Below are 17,177 nucleotides of genomic sequence, written 5' to 3'. Positions count from 1 at the left end.
AGCGGGCCATCGGGAGGGGTCAGGGACGGGCTATCGAGCGGCGTTGAACGTTATGTCCGAGATGGCTGTTTGGTTTTGTCCGGATTGCGTGCTGAGTTCGGTAATCCAGATGAGAACGTACTGACTCGGGCTGTCGGTGGTGACCGGAATATCCGTGACACCGTTCTTCAATGTTCCGGTCCCGATTTGCTTCGTCTGATCGAGAGTTGTTCCGGCAGAAGGGGCAGAACGGATTTCAACGACGCTACCCGGCGAATCGGACGTGATGGCAACGTTCTTCAGAGTCGCGGCGTCGTCCAGCGTGACCATCAGGCCGACGCCGTTCTTCAGCGCCGGGAACGGCTGGAAGTACGAGTCCGTCGACCACTCCGTTGTGGGGTTTCCGTCGATGGCGTTCTTGGCCGTAGCCGGCTGATCCGGGGTGCCCTGCGGCGAGAACACCGCGACCGTCGACGCACCGACAGGGGCCGTGGCAACCGGCGGGGCAGCGGGAGCCGAACTTTCCTCGGGTGCAGCAGCTTCCGAGGTCAAGCCGAAGCTCTGTTCACTCAAGGGAGTGTTGGAACTGCTCCCGGAGAGGAAGCTGGCAACCCACACGCCGAGCAGGATCAGCACGATGACGGTGAATACGCCCAGCGCGGTCAACGCGGCGAGCATGCGCGTCGACTTCTTCTTCTCGGCTTCGATGGCCTCGGGATCCGTCAGAGCGTGTCCGGAGTTGCCGGGGTCGCGATGTCCGAGGCGCAGGGCGGGAATCAGTTCCGTCTTGTCGTTGACGACGGATGCCTGATCGAGAATGTGTTGCACCGTTGCGGCAGTGCGGATTCCGCTCTCTGCTTGCAGTGCGCGCGTGGCAACGGCCGAGATGTCGAACGGCACCTCGGGACGAATTCCTCGCACCTCGACGGGATTCCCGGACGCGTCGCGGCCGGCCGGGAGCAACCCGCCGACGGGTCCGGCTGACGGCTTTGCCAGCGGCCACCGAGCCGTGATGAGGGCGTAGAGCATGGCACCAAGACCACGAACGTCGCTGGTGGAATCGGCGTCGGCAAGCGTTGCGGGGAACGCGAGTACGGCGTCGCCGTTGATGCTGATGCGCACCCGATCCGGATGATCGATGGACAGCGCGCCACCCGAGCGGTGAGCTGCCTCGGCAGCGGCCGCGAGGCTGCGGATCGCGCGTGCTGCGCCGATGGGCGACGGCGTCGTCTCGGCCATTTCACGCAGTGATCGGCCAGGCGTCCACTCGGCGACGACGATGCCGCCCGAGCTGCCGCGGACGACGTCGAGGACCCGGGCCAGGCCCGGCGAGTTGATCCGGCCAAGGCGCAAGGTGCGGGAGAGCACGGCCTGTGGACCGGACTGGGCGTTGTCGTCGCCGCGCTGTTCCGCGTCGACAAACGTCAGGGCTACTTCGCGATCGAGTTTGACGTCGAGTGCTTCCCAGAACTGCAGTCCACGAGTGCCACCGTGCGGGGCGAGCAGACGGTAGCGGCCGCCGGCGACGGAGGCACCCGGAATGAGCTTCGGTCCGCGGGGAGAGGGCCGGGAAGTAGAGGTGGGTGCAGCGGGCGGCGTCTTGGCAGATCCGGCGGGCGGCACAGGGTTGGGGGGCGCAGCCTTGTTCGGCACAGCCTTTTGCGGCACCGCCTTGTTCGGCACAGCCTTGGGCGGCTCGGACTTGATTGCCTGTGTCTGCGGCGCCTGTTGCTGCGGCGCCTGTTGCTGTGGTGTTTGCTGCTGTGGTGTTTGCTTCCGGGGAGCCTCTGCTCGCGGCGCACCCGTAGGCGCTGCCCCAGCCGACGTGGACTCTTTCACGGCAGAAGTTCCGGCATTCTTGTCGTCGGAGACCTTGTCGTCGCTCACCCTCGCTCCTTCACTTTCGGTTGCCCATCCCCGTGTCTGTGCGGGTTGCGACCTTGTGGTTCCAGGACCAGGGTACGGCAGCGCACCTGGTCGTTCGTGCTGGTTCGATTCCGTTCGCACGGCGGGGATCAGCTCGGTTACAGCATCGTCGTCGCGCTGCGCCGAATTACCGGTGGCGGACTTCGAGGCTGGTTCGGGGCGACCCAACACAGAACGAATCTTGCGGGAGACCGCAACCGTTACCGAGCGCACTTCGGGGATCTTCTTGAAGTACAGGATCGTGAAGGTGATGGCGAGCATGAGAATGCCGCCGACGGCTACGCGAATGAAGGATCCGGGACCGCCCAGGTTCTCGGTGAGTTTGTGGAATCCGAGTACCCGGTCGACGGCAATCATTGTCAGTGAACCGGCCAGGGAGGCGACGACGACGGACCATACGGTCTTACCGACATTGGCCATCTGGAGGTTTCCGAGGCTGCGGTGCAGAAGGTATCCACCGATGACCGCACCGGTGATGTAGCCGAGTCCGTTGGCTGCACCGAGCAGGATCACGACCTGATCGGTATCGGATGCAACGAGTGGGACGAGAGCGGAGAAGGCGATCTTCACAGCGGTGATTCCGAGAACGATCCACGTCGGCGTCCAGGCTTGTTCGCGGGCGTAGAACACGCGGAGTTGGATCAGCACCAGCGCGTACGGAATCAACGTGAATGCCGACCAGCTCACCGCAGTGCCGAGACGTTCGGCCTGTTCAGGTCCGAAGCGGCCGTAACCGTAGAGCGCTTCACCGACCTGGGGGCCCATGAAGGTGAGGAACATGATGATCGGAACGAGCGTGATCATGGTCAGACGCGTGGCGACCGACAGATCGTCGACGACGGCCGGGGTGTCGTCGGCTGCGGCGTTGCGGCTCAGGCGCGGCATGATCGCGGTCAGAACTGTCACACCGAGGACGCCGTACGGCAACTGCAGCAGCAGCCAGGCCTGGCTGTAGATCGCGGGGCCGGCTTCGTCGGCGTGCGAGGAAATGCGCGTCGCGAAGATCATGCCGATCTGACTGATCAGGACGTACAACACGATGGCGACGGCCATGCCGCCGAACTGACGTAGGCGGTCGTCGAGACCCCACAGCGGCTTGAGGGAGATGTTCTCGCGTCGTAGCGCGGGAATGAGGCTGGCAGCCTGCACGATGACGCCGACGGTGATGCCAATGCCGAGGGTGAGCAGTTTTGCGTCACCCATCGAGACCGGATTCAGCGAGATCTCACCTGGTGTCAGGCGGTAGATCACGAGCACCACGAGGACGACCATGTTGTTGAGCACCGGCGCCCAGGCTCCGGGTTTGAAGACCTGACGGGTATTGAGGAACGCCGTGAACAGCGCAGACAGTCCGTAGAACAGGATCGCCGGCAGTAGCAGGTACGACAGGGCCGTCGTCAGGTCGGTGCTGACCTTGCCGTCTTCGGACAGGAAGACGTATTTGGTGAGCACAGGTGCGGCGAGGGTCGCGAGTAGCGCGGCCATGCCGAGAAGGACAAGGGACGCCGTGAAGAGGCGTCGGATGAAGGCTTCGCCTTTGTCCTTGTCTTCGCGTTCGGCGCGGACAAGGACCGGCACGACGATCGCGGTCAACACTGCACCGAGAACCAGCTCCGCGATCATGTTCGGGATCTGGCTGGCGACTGTGAACGAACTGGCGATGGCCGGACCGAGAACCATCAGGATCATCAGCTGCTTGGCGAATCCCGTGATGCGGCTCGTCAGTGTCGCGATGGCGATGGAACCCGTCGCCGCGAGAAGTCGCGAGTTGGATTCCTTGCGGTCTCCTGGCAGAACGTGAGAGTCGGGGTCGACGTCACCGGACTCGGAGACGGGACGGTTCGCCAACTCCATTTCCGCTTCCCGGTACCGCGGGTAGTCGCGGATGACCGGAATGGTCATGGTTGGTGAGTCGTCGAAACGTGCGTCCGGGTTGACCGGCTGGATCGGGTACCCGCGTTCCCACGGTGGCATGCGCGGATGTGACGCGGTTGCGGTGCTCCGGCGCGTGATCGCGGACCGTTTGCCCTCAGGCGGATTCCCGGTCATGAACGTTTGTACCCTTCATCAGCTGGGTCGGGCTGACCCCGATATCGATGCCACAGCCGTCGTCCGGCCAAGAACAACAACAATCCTCCTGCTGTGGCTGTCACAGCGGCCAACGGACGACCGTATGCATTCGACCGTACGGTCACGCTGGTCGGGCTGCCCAATTGGAACCCGTCGGTGGTGGTGAGCGAGAAGCTCACGACCACCTTGCGGGAATCGTTCATTTCCGCTGGCACAGTCAATTGTCGGCTACCGCGCGGCGGCAATTGTTTGGGACCGATGTCACTGATCTTCATCTCCGGCGGAGCGTCCACCCGCAGGTTGACGTTGATGGCGATCGGCAGTTCGTTGCGGGCCACGAGGAGCAGCGGGCTTTGACCGGACGCCAGTGTGTACACGCCGCCCGGCGATACGACGCTGACGGCTTGATAGAGACCGTTGACGCTGGTGGTCACGTTGCCTGCGCGGATGCTTGCAGCACGTTCGGCATTCCGGACGGACAAGATACTGGTATCGCGCCGGTTGGCCGAACTCATCGCGCGCAGCAGATCCTCACGCAGCGGGGCGGTGAAGGAGCGCGGAGTGAGCAGAACCTGCGGGTCGTCGACGAGTGAGAGTTCGAGCGCATCGATTCGGGGCAGTTGAGCCTTCGCCGTGTCGATGACCGCTGTTTGCGGACCGTCCTGAGTTGCCCGCTCCGGATATTCGAGAGTTGCCGTGTCCGTAGCGCCGGGTTGTGTGCCGAGCAGCGCCGGAAGGGACTGTGGTGTCGCCAGGCCGGAGCGGATGAGCGTGGCGAGCATCGACAGCATCGCGCCGGCGTCCTCCGCGTCGGCGCTCCATAGTTGCGGCGGCGCCAGAATCTGATTGCGTGGCACGGCGGTGGGAGTCAACGCGGACCACGCCATCGCGCCGAGTGCGTCCTGTCTCCGGGCAACCCGCGATTCCGTCTCGAGTTGCGGCGCGGTGTCCTCGTCGATGTACGACGGCGTCGACGGGTTGGATCCGGTCGCGGCAAAAGCTGCGGCCGCCGCTGTGTCGAAGGCAAGTGCGTCGACGGTGTCGGTGATGCGCGAGGACAGTTGTGCCTCGCTCGAATCCACGGACGAGGCCGCTACGAGGGTGGTTGTCGGCCTGGTGCTCAGAGTGTCAACGGTGACGGAATCGAGGACTCCGGAATCCGGCCACACGAAATTGCGGAGCGAAGTCACGCCGAGAATGGTGTCGACGATGTCGGCCGGCCGGTCGATGGCCGTCGCCGTCAGTTCGGGATGGGCGACGGTACCGACTGCCGCGAGATCTGCCTGCGCAAACGGAACCGACGTCGTACACATCGATGCTGCCAGCGTCTTGATTCGCGACAACCAATTGGACGCCGCATCCTGTCCGCGACCGTCGTGGGCTGCGCCGGTGGGGTCTGCCGCGTTGTCGACGACCAGATAACCGCGGGTCATGTTGTCGACCGTGATCACGAGGTCGGGGTCGATGGCGAGGCACAGCGAATCCCGCACCTTGTTGTCGGCGTCGATCTCGGGTTTCGTGGCATTTTCGACGGCGTCGACAAGCGCGTCGAGGCGTCCGCCGTCCGAGAGTTCGGTGGCGAGGTCGTCGTTGATCAGTCGAACGGGGTCATTGACGGATCCGGGGATTCCGCCGACCAGGCTGGGAGCGGTAGCGAGCGGCCACATCATCGTCACGCCGACGGGATTGGACGTGTCGGGTGCGACGACGGCTGAAGCCGAGGTGCTTGACGTTCGTGTGTTGGTCGCGCTGGGAACGCCGAGTACCGGGAGGAGGAAACGCGCGTCGTCGAGCCGGGCTGCGCCGCCGTATTCGGGGGTGCCGTTGACATTGACAAGCATCGGGTAGACGCCGGGCTCGGAGATCTCCAGTGAGGTTCCGGTAGTGCTGCGCAGTGGCAGCGAGAGGGTGAACGGCCTGGATTCGCCCCGCTCGAGGCTGGTGGCGACGGTGTCGAACTCGCCGACTGTGTCGAAAATGGCTTGGTCGAATTCGAGGGCATCGCGTACGTCGGCTGCATTGTCGATGGCCGGCGCTCGTTGCAACCGCACTCCGACGTCTTCGACGGGACGGTCGCCGACGTTCTTGACCGTGCCCTTCACCACGACGGTGGGCGTGCTGGTTGTCGTGACGGTGGTCGGTGTCGTGGATTCGATGGACAGTTCGAGGAACTTGCCGTCGGTGCTGGTGCGTGGTGCCTGAACGTGTTTGTCGTGCGAGGCGGGGAGTGCGTGTGCCGGTGCCGCCCCGAGCGATCCCGTCACACCGACAGCGGCCATCACCAGAGCGGCGATGCCCGCTCGCCGTAGAGCCATTTTCATCCTGCGTCCGGTTCCTTCGGAAGCATGGGTGCGTGGGGCATCTCGGCGATCATCTGTGCGGCAAGTTCGGCTAGTTTTCGTTCGTCCGCGTACGCCAGGCGTGAGTGCAGTTCCGCGAGCGGTACCCAGGCCACTTCGGTGACTTCGACGTCTTCGTCGGACAGTTCGCCGCCGAGGAATCTCAAGAGATAGTGGTGCACCGTTTTATGGACGCGTCGGCCCTCGGTGACAAACCAGTAGTCGATGCTGCCGAGTGGCGCGAGGACGGTTCCCTGAATGCCCGTTTCTTCCTCGACCTCACGCATCGCCGTCTGCTCGGCGGTCTCGCCCTGCTCGATGTGTCCCTTGGGCAGTGACCACAACAGACGACCACGGCGGTCGGTTCGTCCGATCAGTGCAGCACACAGGCGTTCGGGCGGGCCGCCCCAGCCGTCGACGACCAATCCGCCCGCCGAAGTTTCGCGGACTGTACGCATCGGGGATCGTTCAGGATTGCCGACGGCAGGACGACGCCGCGAGTTGCGGCGGCTCCTGTTCGTTCGTTCGGCACCTGACACCCCATCGATACTAGTTGGCATCGTCTGGTTGGCCGGTAACCCGCGCAAACCGGGTGCTCGCGTTGATATGCGCGTTCTGCTATTTGCGCACCTTAAGTAAGCTCAATCGACGTGACTGCCCCTACCTCCGATGCCGATCGCCGTGCACGGCTCCTTGCCGACGCTTCCGACACATTGCGCACGCTCTCCGATGTGTTGACCCCGCTGGGTGAGCGCTTCGCAGCGGCCGGCCACGAGCTGTACCTGGTAGGTGGCAGCGTGCGCGACACAATCCTTGGCCGGTTCAGCGGTGATCTGGATTTCACGACGGACGCGCGTCCCGAGAAGGTGCAGGCTCTGCTCAAGGGCTGGGTCGACAAGCAGTGGGATACCGGGATCGATTTCGGCACGATCAGCGCCATCAAGGACGGCCAGGAGATCGAGATCACGACGTTCCGGGCCGATGCCTACGATCGTGTGTCCCGTAATCCGGTAGTCCAGTACGGCGAGAATCTTGCCGACGATCTGGTGCGTCGTGATTTCACGGTCAACGCGATGGCCATGGCGATAGGCGCCGACGGTTCGTTCACGTTTATCGATCCGCTGAACGGCATGGACGCTCTGCTCGCCGGGGAACTCGATACGCCGTCGGCTCCCGAGAACTCGTTCAACGACGATCCGCTGCGGATGCTGCGCGCGGCACGGTTCGTATCTCAGCTTGGTTTCACGTTGAACAATCGCGTTTTCGACGCCATCAAGGACATGGCTTCGCAGATCGAGCGGATCACGGCCGAACGCGTGCAGACCGAACTCAACAAGCTCATGCTCGGCATGTACCCGTTGGACGGCATCAACGTCATGGTCGATTCCGGTTTGGCAGATTACGTGTTGCCCGAGATCCCGCAGATGAAGCTCGAGATCGACGAGCATCACCAGCACAAGGACGTCTACCAGCACTCTCTGACGGTGCTGCAGCAGGCCATCGACCTCGAGGATGGCGACCCGGACCTCGTATTACGTTGGGCCGCACTGCTTCACGACATCGGCAAGCCGGACACCAAGCGCAACGAGCCCGGCGGCGGCGTCAGCTTCCATCACCACGAGGTTGTCGGTGCCAAGCTCGTGCGCAAGCGTTTGCGTGCCCTCAAGTTCTCCAAGCAGATGGTGGACGACATCTCGCAGCTCGTGTTCCTGCACTTGCGTTTTCACGGTTACGGCAAGGGGCAGTGGACGGACTCTGCCGTACGCCGGTACGTCACAGATGCCGGTGAACTACTCCCCCGCTTGCACAAGTTGGTGCGCGCCGACTGCACCACCCGCAACAAGCGTCGGGCCGCGCAGTTGCAGGCCACCTACGACGACATCGAAGAGCGGATCGCCCGTATCGCCGAGCAGGAAGACCTCGCTCGGGTGCGTCCGGACCTCGACGGCAACGCCATCATGGAACTGTTGAACATTCCTGCCGGTCCCCAGGTGGGTAAGGCGTGGACCTTCCTCAAGGAGTTGCGTCTCGATCGTGGTCCCCTCGACCGCGACGAGGCCGAGGCCGAACTGTTGAAGTGGTGGGCTGCCCAGCAGTCCTAGCCTTCTCGCTTTTTGCGGTTGATCAACACCGCCGACAGTCCGGCGGCGTAGACGCCCGCACCGGCAAGGGCTAATCCGACGCTCTTGCCGTCGGGTGCGATCACCGTCGACGCGGCGGCGATCGCACCGATGAACGCGACGTTGAACACGGTGTCCTGCAAGGAGAAAACCTGGCCACGACGGTTGTCGTCGATGTCGATCTGCATCGCCGCGTCGCCGGCCAGTTTCACGGTTTGGCCGGCAATGCCGAGAAGGAATGCGGCGATCAGGAGTGATCCCTGCGTCAGTGTGGTGACAAAAACGAGTTGGATGATCACGGCGGCCGTCAGTGCGTAGGTGACGGTTCGCGAGCGACCGAGCCGCGGAATCACAAACGGTGTGATCAGTGCGGCGATCAGCATGCCGATGGCCGTAGCGCCAACGGCAACACCGAATCCCGCCATCCCACCAGGGAGCGCCGAGCCGTTGGACGTGTTCCGAAGCACCAGCACCATGATCAGTGTGTTGATGCCGAAACAGATTCTGTGCGCGCCGATTCCGATCATCGTGGTAGTGACACCGGGAGCCTCCCAGACGGCAGTGGCTCCGGTCTTCAGGCCCGTCAGAACGGAATGAAGAGCGCCCGTGTTGATTCTTTCCGAGGTGGTGGGGCCAAGGGATCTGGCGGTGAACCGTGCAGCTGCCACAGCTGCAACGGCCGATCCGACGGCAGCGCACGCCACGGCGATTGCGGACGCCCGATCACCGGCACCCACAATCCCGATAATGCTCACCGCCGCGGTTGCGCCCAGGGCTGACACCACTGAACCTGCGGTTGTGAGAACGGAATTGGTGGCCACCAACCAGGATTGCCGAACCACTTTCGGTAGTGCAGCCGAGACTCCGGCGCCAACAAATCGGCTGACCCCGATAGCCGCCAATGCGCACAACAGCAGCGGCGTGTCCCCTCCCCCGCTGGCGAGCAGAACAGCGGTCGTGAGGATCAGCAGACCGCGCAGAACACTTGCCCACAGCAGGACGAGGCGCCGGTCGAGGCGATCGAGTAGCGCACCCGCAAAGGGTCCGATGATCGAATAGGGCAGCAGCAGTACGGCAAACCCCGCCGCAATCGCCACGGGATCTGTCTCGCGTTCCGGGTTGAACAGGATCGCGCCGCCCAGCGCGGCCTGAAACAACCCGTCGCCGAACTGGCTCGAGAAGCGGACAAGCGCCAACCGTCCGAGGCCCGGGGATTCCCGCACGGTGTGGAGCGTCCGGGACCAGGCCTCGCGGCGGTTCGAGGCTGGGGTCATGTAGTGAAACTCTAGCGGGAACCGAACTATCGACCGTCGAACCGGTCCCGCAATGCATCGAGGCCAACCAGGTACACGTTGTCGCCGAAGGCGTTCTCCACGACGGGGATGATCTCGTCGCCTCCGTCGTAGGTGGCGGTCCACCTGACTTCACTGCCGTCAGGCGTCGGAACTACTTCGATGCGCGCAATGTAGTTCTTGACCGGTAGCGGTTGGTCGAGTACCTCGTAGCTGTACGTTCGGCCGCTGTTGTCATGCTCGATCAACTCTTCACGTGCTACGACATTGCCGTCGACGATGAATCGGCGTACGGCACCTGGCGTGGTCGGGTCTGCGCTTTCTTCCATTTCGGAAGGGGGGACGCGCGGGTGCCATGAGGCGAGTTCGTCGAATCCTTTGATCACAGACCAGATCTGGTCCGGCTCGACGGGCAGAGTGGTTGTTCGTAGAAGCGTGGGCATAAGTACCTCTCTAGTGCTTCGCTCGGTGTGACGTGGACACTAGGGAGCTCGTGGGCCGGGTGGGAACGCAAATCCCATTCATTGGAAAGGTGCGTGCTCTTCAGGCTGCCGCGGTGCGGGCCTGTTCTGCTCGCCACCAGCCGACAGTTTCGCGCGCTGCCTGATCGAGTGGCGTCGGCGACAGCCCGAGGAGGGCTTCGCTGGCAGTCGAATCCATCACGAAAGGCTTGGTGAACTGGTAGTTCATCTCTGCCAGTTCGCGGGTATCGGTGTGTACCTTGCCGACGGTATCGAGAACCCAGGCAGGGAGTACGCCCACCTTGGCGGCGGGGGCTCCTGCGGCGTCGGCAAACGCCTCGGCAATGGTGCGTTGGGTGAGCGCGGGTCCGGTGGGTGCGTGCAGGACGGAGTTCCACAGTTCCGGGTTGTGTGCCGCGGCGATCATCGCTGCCGCAAGATCGGGTACGTACGTGAAGGAGTGTGGCTGATCTGCCGATCCGATTACCCGAATCTTCTTTCCTGCCATCACTTTCGGAGCCATGCGTTCGCCGGCGTGAGCTGTGCGCACGTAGGGGCCGAAGAAGTCCGACGCCACCACGCTGACGGTCGGTGTGGCAGAGGCTTCGCGGGCGCGCAGTAGCATCGCGCGCACTCCGCGCTTACCGCCGGTGACGTTGCGGGGGTCGGATTCCGTCATCACGGTGTCGGAGTTGTACGCGTAGAGGCTTTCGGGGAACACCACAACGGCATTCAACGAGGCTGCGACGTCGAGGATGACTTTTTCTGCCGCGGGGAGTTCGCGTTCCCAGTCCGCGGCGTTGTAGGCGGCATGAATGCAGTGGTAGATCGCGGTGGCGCCCTCGGCGGCGGCGCGCAGTGCGTCTCGATCCGACACATCGACGCGTCGACGCTCGATCCGTGGGTGCGCAGGTCCGCTTCCGGATCTGGTCAGGAGACGGACGTTGATCCCCTGCTCGGCGAGTCGTAGCGCCACGGTGGATCCGACTGGTCCTGCGCCGGTGACGATTTCGAGGTTCGACATGATGTCTCCTACCTGAGGTTCGTGGTTTAGAGAGCACTGCTCTCGATTTCTAGGATGCACCACGTGGATGACTATGTCAAGAGCACTGCTCTCTTTTATCGACACTGCTCTCGTTTGTTGGCTCTGCTCTCGGAATTGAGGCAAGCTGTTCCCATGGCCGGTACCCCCCGCGAACGCGCGCGTGAACAGACCTTGCAAGACATCACCCGGATCGGCCGCGAGCATCTGGCAGCGGTCGGCGCTGCGGCTCTGTCGCTACGCGCGGTGGCGCGAGATCTGGGCGTCGTATCCTCGGCGGTCTACCGGTATGTGGCCAGCCGCGACGAACTGCTCACCCTTCTTGTCGTGGATGCTTACACCGAGCTGGGCGCCGAAGTGGATGCTGCAGTGGATGCTGTTGCGGCAGAAGATTATCGGGGGCAGTTTTTGGCGTTGGGCCGAGCCGTGCGGGCCTGGGCGATACGCGAACCCGCTAGATACGGACTGCTGTTCGGCAGTCCGGTGCCCGGCTACAACGCACCGGGTGAGCAAACCACCGGGCCGGGCACGCGGGTGGTCACCAGGCTGATCGCAATAGTCGACAGCGCGCATCGGGCGGGTGCCCTCACATCGTTCCCCGACGCAGCAGTCGGTGAACCCTTGAAGGCGGATCTGGAACGTGTGCGCGCGGAGATGGGCGTCGAATTGCGGCCCGAGGCAATCACCCGCGGAACCTTGGTGTGGGTGTCGCTGTTCGGTTCTGTGAACTTCGAGGTGTTCGGGCAGTATGGATCGGACACCTTCACCGAACCGGCCGAGCTTTTCGAGCGGCACCTCGCCTTGCTCGCGGGAATGGCGGGCTTGGAGTGAGATGATGTAGGTGTGTCGCACGCAGAAGAACCCGAAGACCGTATGGCCTGGATCGAACCCGAGGTTGGGCCAGGCAGCTTGTTGGTGTCGTCCATCGACCTCGTTGAACCTGCGTTCCGCCGCACCGTCATCTACATGATCGAACACAACGACGCGGGAAGTCTTGGCGTCGTGATCAATCGGCCGAGCGAGACGACTGTGCAGAACGTCCTTCCGCAGTGGGCGCCACTGGCCGCCAATCCGTCGGCCCTCTACGTCGGCGGGCCGGTGAAACGCGATTCCGCACTGTGTCTCGGCACCGCGCGCAACGGGGCAATCATCGACGGTGTCGCGGGTTTGCGGCGCGTCGACGGCAAGGTGGTGATGGTGGATCTGGATTCCGATCCCAACGTGATTGCTCCGCTGGTCGAGGGAATTCGTATCTTCGCCGGGTATTCGGGTTGGACTGTTGGGCAGCTTGATTCGGAACTCGAGCGTGACGACTGGATGGTGACCGCTTCCTTGCCGTCGGACGTTGTGACGCCGTCGCGTATCGATGTGTGGGCCCGGGTGCTACGACGCCAACCATTGCCGCTGGCCATGTTGGCCACTCATCCCATCGAGGTTGAGCGGAACTGATCTAACCAACTCTGATGGGATCCCGGTTCGCGAAGCGTTGCGCCAGCGCGGCACACACGATCAGCTGGATTTGATGGAAGATCATCAGCGGCAACACGATCAGGCCGACAGGTTGACCCGCGAACAGGACAGCCGCCATCGGCAGGCCCGTCGCCAAGGATTTCTTCGATCCGCAGAAGATGATGACGATCTGATCGGCTAGATCGAAGCCGAGCCTGCGCCCCGCGAAGGTTGTCACCGCAAGCACCACCGCGAGGATCACGCAGCACACCGCCACCAGGATCAGGATCTGCCAGATCGTGATGGTGCTCCAGATGCCTTCCTTCATGCTCTCACTGAAGGCGGCAAAGACAACCAGAAGGATGGACCCGCGGTCGACGAACTTTGTTGGCTCTGCGTACTTTTGAAGCCAGCCGATTACCAGTGGCCGGATCAGCTGGCCAATGATGAACGGGATCAGCAACTGCACGACGATGTCGAGGATCGCCGAGAAATCGACGGTTGCCTCGCCGGTGGTATTCATCAGGAGAACCACCAACAGCGGGGTGATGAAGACGCCGATCAGGTTGGAGAACGACGCACTGACGATCGCGCCCGCAACGTTTCCCTTGGCAATTGACGTGAAGGCGATCGACGACTGAACCGTCGACGGGACCAGGCACATGTAGAGGATGCCGGTGTACAGCTCGTCGCTGATCAGCGTCGGCGACAGGAATCGCAGTGCCAGGCCGATCAAGGGGAACAAGATAAACGTCGACGCCAACACGACGCTGTGCAGCCGCCAGTGTTTGACGCCCTTCCAGGCTTCCTGCGGCGAGAGGCGGGCGCCGTAGAGCAGGAACAGGAAGCCGATGGCGATCTTGGTGGCCCAGTCGAGCACTGTCTCAGCGGTGCCCGATACCGGGAACACACTTCCGAGCACTGCGGCGATGATGATGCCGAGGATGAACCCGTCGATGTAGAACCTGCTGAGAAACTTCACCTGGCTAAGGATAACGACGTGCTGCGCGGGCGTTGAAGGTCATCATGACCAGGCACAAGACTGCTCCGATGATCGACAGCTCGATTATCGCGGTCTGCATCCCTTGGACGGTGATGGCGATGCCCGCGAGAATGGACGGTATCGCCAACCCCGCGTAACTGACGGTAAAGAACGCCGCGAGGATCGCGCCGTGGCTTTCGCGGGCGTGTGCTCGCGCCGCGGCGTTGACTCGTTTCATGCCGCCGGCAAATACCAATCCGTGCCCGGCGCCGACCACAATGGTGACAACGCTCAGCAGTGCGAGGCTCGGAACGATATCGACAACAAGTAACCCGATCATCCCGAGAGCAAGAATTCCGAGACCGACGATCGTGGACGCGCGGGGGTCCATCCGGCTGCCACCGAGTTGAGCGATCACGGAGCAGATCATGACCAGTGCGGCAGCGCCGCCGGCAAGTAGAAGATTGTTGATCCCGAGCAAGCTGGTCATCCAGGACGGGACTACGGATTGGAACAGGCCGACCGCTCCCCAGGAGAGTGCGACAGCAAGTGAACTGAGCCAGAACGTTTGCTGGATTACCGCGGGAACGCGGGGAATCTGGAACAGGCTCTTCGGGCGAGCGGTCCTTGTGCCGCGCGGCAGCAGCAACAGAACGATCAGGGCGGGAACAAACGCGACAAGGAAAATCAGGTACGGCAGGCGCAGCGGTTGGGGCAGGTATTGCGCAATTGCGCCCGAGACGAGCGGTCCCAGCGCGCCCCCGAGCGCACCCGTCACAGTGGAGACGAGAGCTGCGCGACGGTGATCGAACGTCGGTTCCTGTTCAACGAGCGCCGCGCTACCGGCCGCGCTGACTGCGCCCACCGCAATTCCTTGTGCGATTCGACCGAGAAACAGCCAGACGGTGGCGTCGGCAAAAGCGAGGACAAGCGTTCCGGCGACGCTCAAAGCCAGTGACATCAGGAGCACGGCGCGTCGGCCGAGAAAGTCGGAGAGTGGGCCGAAGAACAGCAGCGCCGGCACCAACCCAGCGACGTAGACGCCGTAGATGAGCGTCTGGATTGTGGGCGTGAATCCGAACTCGCTGCGGTAGAGCCCGTAGACGGAGGTGGGCATGTTCGCGCCGAGCAGGATCACGGTGAGGACGTAGCCGACACCGTAGAAGTGTCGATTGGTCCGGCGGGTTGCGGTTTGCGCGGTGAGTGCTGTCGTGGACGTGGGAAGCCCCTCCTCAAATACATGGGTCGTCCTACGTATCGTAAGGGAGCGGAACGAATGGCGCGAATGGCGCAAAAGCTGTGAGGATGGGCAGATGACAGTGGTTCGCAAGGAATCGGCGTACGAACAATCCCTCGAGTGGATGCGTGCGCAGATCGCGGATGGTTCGTGGACCGTCGGCAATCGCATCCCGACGGAGCCGGAGCTGATGAGCGTCCTGGGCGTCGGGCGGAACACTGTCCGAGAGGCAATCAAGACCCTGACATCTACGGGTGTGCTCGAGATCCGGCGGGGATCGGGCACCTTTGTCCGGGCGCGGACGGATATCGGCGGTCTGCTGGGCCGCCACGCCGCGGTCGAAGAGATGACGTACGTCTTCGAGGTGCGTCGGGCGCTCGAGGTCGAGGCGGTCCGATTGGCGTGCGAGCGGCGCACGGACGAGGACGTCCGGATTCTGCGTGAGCTGGCGGAGAAGCGAGACCACGCCGGGGACGATTTTGTCGAGGTCGATCTCGGCTTCCACATCGCGGTTGTCGAGGCCGCACACAATCCGGTTCTGAAGGAATTGTTTGCCGGCATCCTCGAAACCGTTCGAGCCACCTACAACGTGACGGAAGGTGTGCACCCGCCGTCATTGACGTCGCTGCATCACCGAGGAGTCGCGGCAGCCATCGAGGACCGAGATGTCAACAGAGCCCGCAGCGCCGCGTGTGGCTATCTCGAGAAGACGAAGGAAGCGATCGGGTCGAGCGCGATCGATTAACTGCTCCGGGCGTCGGCGAGGCTGTTCAATGCGCCGGCGATGTCGTCGGCTTTCGGGGTGGTGACGGTGAGCTTGTCGCCGCCCGCAAAAGTAATGACGACTGCGGGGCCGGTGCGCGTGACGATGCCGTAGTTGCGACGCCCCTTGCTCTTGAGTCCCCAGCCGCCGAAATCCGCAAATGGTTTGATCTCCGCGACCTTGGCACCGACAACCTCGTCGACGCCGTAGGTCATGGCAGGCATGCCCATGTTGAACACCTTGATCTCGGTGGTGTCGACAACAACACGGAAGCGAACGAGGGTCACGCAGAACACGGCAAGCACGAGGAACAGTGCCAAGAACCAGACGGAGCTGACCAGGCCGAGGATGATTCCGGGCGCCGCCATGATCAGTCCGAAGATCACGGAACCCTTGGTGGAGAACCCGACGTCGTCGGTGATGGGCAGTGCAGCGTCGCTACGGGGCAGAGCGCGGTTCGGAGCTTCCGTCGCCGCGGTGCGCTGGCGATAGTCGCGTAGCAACGACGCTCCGAGCAGGCCGACGACGCATCCTCCGAGCGCTCCGGCCGCGAGGGCTCCGATGGGCGCGGGAACGGACGACGGGTCGACCACGTCGAGTTGAGCGTGGAGCGATGCGACCTGGCCACCGGTGATGATGCCCACCACGATCAGGCCGAGGACAATCATGAATCGACGCATCATCAGCATCGCGGGCGCGAGAGCTGCGATTGCCGAGAGTCCGGCGCCGAACAGAATGGTCAGCAGAGCAAACGTCCACGCGCTGGTCGTGGGTGTCGCAAAGCCGTCGGCCGACGTCATGGACCAGTGCGTGGCGATCTTGTCGGGGAGCCGGGGGTCCCACAGTGTTGTGAGTACAACGCCGCCGAGCGCGCACAGCACGGGGATAAGGAGACCGAAGAATGCCCCGGCGGGATCGATTACACGATGTTTCACGTGAATCAATGAGTCGGCTGGCAAGCATCCTTGAGCGAGCAGGCACCGCAGGAGCCGGTGCCGCAGTCGGCGGCATTTGCCTTGGCTTCGGGGGTTTCGGCCGCGGGTTCTTCGGTGTGTCCGCAGTTGCAGTCGTTGCCGCAACCGCTCTGCTCGGGCAGGGCTGCGGCCGCTCGGGCGCCGATGCTGCCGCCGAAACCAGCGGTGAACACTGCGCCCACCACGGCGACAAGAGCGATGCCGAGGCCCATGGCGGTGCTCATCGTCAATGCGCCGATGCCACCGAGAACGAGGAGGCCTGCCGCAGCGGCCATCGTCGGGCCTGCCACCTTGTTGGCGAGCGCAAACGATTCTTCGCTTCGCAACGTATCCGGGGTCCGGATACCCGCCCAGCGGTTACGCGGAAGCTTGCCGATCAGTCCGGCAACAGCGACTCCACCAACGGCAAGAGCGAGCACGAACAGCACTACAGCAACAACGATCACCCATACAGGATAGGCGCGAGTGGAGTTGATGGTATGCCCGGGTGGCGCAGGCTCTACCCTGGTTAACGGTATTCAACGGCAGCCAAGTAGATAGCGA

14 protein-coding genes are annotated in these 17,177 nt (G+C 63.2%); 4 read left to right on the top strand and 10 right to left on the bottom strand.

Annotation, left to right across the window (positions count from 1 at the left end; all coding sequences use genetic code 11):
* Window positions 1–30: 30 nt before the first annotated feature.
* The 3 genes from KYT97_RS19380 to KYT97_RS19370 are packed head-to-tail and all read right to left on the bottom strand — an operon-like array spanning window position 31 to window position 6,772.
* Window positions 31–3,954, bottom strand: coding sequence for a murein biosynthesis integral membrane protein MurJ (locus tag KYT97_RS19380; protein WP_219110492.1), 3,924 nt, complete (start codon window positions 3,952–3,954; stop codon window positions 31–33).
* Window positions 3,951–6,296 carry a DUF6049 family protein gene (locus KYT97_RS19375; RefSeq protein WP_219110491.1) on the bottom strand — a complete coding sequence of 782 codons (2,346 nt, stop codon included), beginning with the start codon at window positions 6,294–6,296 and terminating at the stop codon, window positions 3,951–3,953. Before KYT97_RS19375 ends, KYT97_RS19380 begins: the two co-directional genes overlap by 4 nt.
* Window positions 6,293–6,772, bottom strand: a complete 480-nt coding sequence (locus KYT97_RS19370) for an NUDIX hydrolase (protein WP_080711774.1) — start codon at window positions 6,770–6,772, stop codon at window positions 6,293–6,295. Before KYT97_RS19370 ends, KYT97_RS19375 begins: the two co-directional genes overlap by 4 nt.
* Window positions 6,773–6,964: 192 nt before the next feature.
* Here KYT97_RS19370 and KYT97_RS19365 point away from each other — a divergent pair, with 192 nt between their 5' ends.
* Complete coding sequence (locus KYT97_RS19365; RefSeq protein ID WP_219110490.1) at window positions 6,965–8,416, top strand: CCA tRNA nucleotidyltransferase; 1,452 nt, start codon at window positions 6,965–6,967, stop codon at window positions 8,414–8,416.
* Here KYT97_RS19365 and KYT97_RS19360 read toward each other — a convergent pair.
* From KYT97_RS19360 to KYT97_RS19350, 3 genes are all read right to left on the bottom strand, one after another.
* On the bottom strand, window positions 8,413–9,708 hold the full coding sequence (locus tag KYT97_RS19360) for an MFS transporter (protein WP_219110489.1): 1,296 nt from the start codon (window positions 9,706–9,708) through the stop codon (window positions 8,413–8,415). The genes KYT97_RS19365 and KYT97_RS19360 overlap by 4 nt on opposite strands.
* A gap of 26 nt (window positions 9,709–9,734) precedes the next feature.
* Entirely contained in the window at window positions 9,735–10,169 is a 435-nt protein-coding gene (locus KYT97_RS19355) for an SRPBCC family protein (protein ID WP_141485304.1), read from the bottom strand.
* 100 nt (window positions 10,170–10,269) lie between these two features.
* Window positions 10,270–11,211, bottom strand: coding sequence for an NAD-dependent epimerase/dehydratase family protein (locus tag KYT97_RS19350; protein ID WP_219110488.1), 942 nt, complete (start codon window positions 11,209–11,211; stop codon window positions 10,270–10,272).
* Between the two features lie 153 nt (window positions 11,212–11,364).
* Between KYT97_RS19350 and KYT97_RS19345 the strand changes: the two genes are divergently transcribed.
* Both KYT97_RS19345 and KYT97_RS19340 read left to right on the top strand, forming a co-directional pair.
* Window positions 11,365–12,060 (top strand): TetR/AcrR family transcriptional regulator, encoded by a 696-nt coding sequence (locus KYT97_RS19345; protein WP_045066036.1) that lies wholly within the window; start codon window positions 11,365–11,367, stop codon window positions 12,058–12,060.
* 12 nt (window positions 12,061–12,072) lie between these two features.
* Window positions 12,073–12,678 carry a YqgE/AlgH family protein gene (locus KYT97_RS19340; RefSeq protein WP_219110487.1) on the top strand — a complete coding sequence of 202 codons (606 nt, stop codon included), beginning with the start codon at window positions 12,073–12,075 and terminating at the stop codon, window positions 12,676–12,678.
* A 1-nt stretch (window position 12,679) separates the two neighbouring features.
* Here KYT97_RS19340 and KYT97_RS19335 read toward each other — a convergent pair whose 3' ends face one another.
* Window positions 12,680–13,660: a bile acid:sodium symporter family protein gene (locus tag KYT97_RS19335; RefSeq protein ID WP_033235281.1), complete on the bottom strand. Its 981-nt coding sequence runs from the start codon at window positions 13,658–13,660 to the stop codon at window positions 12,680–12,682.
* A 4-nt stretch (window positions 13,661–13,664) separates the two neighbouring features.
* Complete coding sequence (locus KYT97_RS19330) at window positions 13,665–14,918, bottom strand: MFS transporter (RefSeq protein ID WP_116104273.1); 1,254 nt, start codon at window positions 14,916–14,918, stop codon at window positions 13,665–13,667.
* Between the two features lie 55 nt (window positions 14,919–14,973).
* Between KYT97_RS19330 and KYT97_RS19325 the strand changes: the two genes are divergently transcribed.
* Window positions 14,974–15,642 carry a FadR/GntR family transcriptional regulator gene (locus KYT97_RS19325; RefSeq protein WP_219110486.1) on the top strand — a complete coding sequence of 223 codons (669 nt, stop codon included), beginning with the start codon at window positions 14,974–14,976 and terminating at the stop codon, window positions 15,640–15,642.
* Here the strand turns inward: KYT97_RS19325 and KYT97_RS19320 are convergent.
* Together KYT97_RS19320 and KYT97_RS19315 are read right to left on the bottom strand one after the other, a co-directional pair.
* Window positions 15,639–16,595: a DUF1648 domain-containing protein gene (locus tag KYT97_RS19320; protein WP_219110485.1), complete on the bottom strand. Its 957-nt coding sequence runs from the start codon at window positions 16,593–16,595 to the stop codon at window positions 15,639–15,641. The two genes, KYT97_RS19325 and KYT97_RS19320, sit on opposite strands and share 4 nt — an antisense overlap.
* A 5-nt stretch (window positions 16,596–16,600) precedes the next feature.
* Entirely contained in the window at window positions 16,601–17,080 is a 480-nt protein-coding gene (locus KYT97_RS19315; RefSeq protein WP_045066030.1) for an SdpI family protein, read from the bottom strand.
* Window positions 17,081–17,177 lie beyond the last annotated feature (97 nt).

Source organism: Rhodococcus globerulus (assembly GCF_019334125.1).
Lineage (GTDB): Bacteria > Actinomycetota > Actinomycetes > Mycobacteriales > Mycobacteriaceae > Rhodococcus_F > Rhodococcus_F globerula.
This window is presented reverse-complemented; position numbering and strand designations above follow the sequence as displayed.

Coding starts and splice junctions, on each gene's coding strand:
- KYT97_RS19325 (WP_219110486.1), top strand. CDS start 14,974: ATGACAGTGGTTCGCAAGGAATCGGCGTACGAACAATCCCTCGAGTGG.
- KYT97_RS19355 (WP_141485304.1), bottom strand. CDS start 10,169: ATGCCCACGCTTCTACGAACAACCACTCTGCCCGTCGAGCCGGACCAG.
- KYT97_RS19350 (WP_219110488.1), bottom strand. CDS start 11,211: ATGTCGAACCTCGAAATCGTCACCGGCGCAGGACCAGTCGGATCCACC.
- KYT97_RS19370 (WP_080711774.1), bottom strand. CDS start 6,772: ATGCGTACAGTCCGCGAAACTTCGGCGGGCGGATTGGTCGTCGACGGC.
- KYT97_RS19380 (WP_219110492.1), bottom strand. CDS start 3,954: ATGACCGGGAATCCGCCTGAGGGCAAACGGTCCGCGATCACGCGCCGG.
- KYT97_RS19360 (WP_219110489.1), bottom strand. CDS start 9,708: ATGACCCCAGCCTCGAACCGCCGCGAGGCCTGGTCCCGGACGCTCCAC.
- KYT97_RS19345 (WP_045066036.1), top strand. CDS start 11,365: ATGGCCGGTACCCCCCGCGAACGCGCGCGTGAACAGACCTTGCAAGAC.
- KYT97_RS19375 (WP_219110491.1), bottom strand. CDS start 6,296: ATGAAAATGGCTCTACGGCGAGCGGGCATCGCCGCTCTGGTGATGGCC.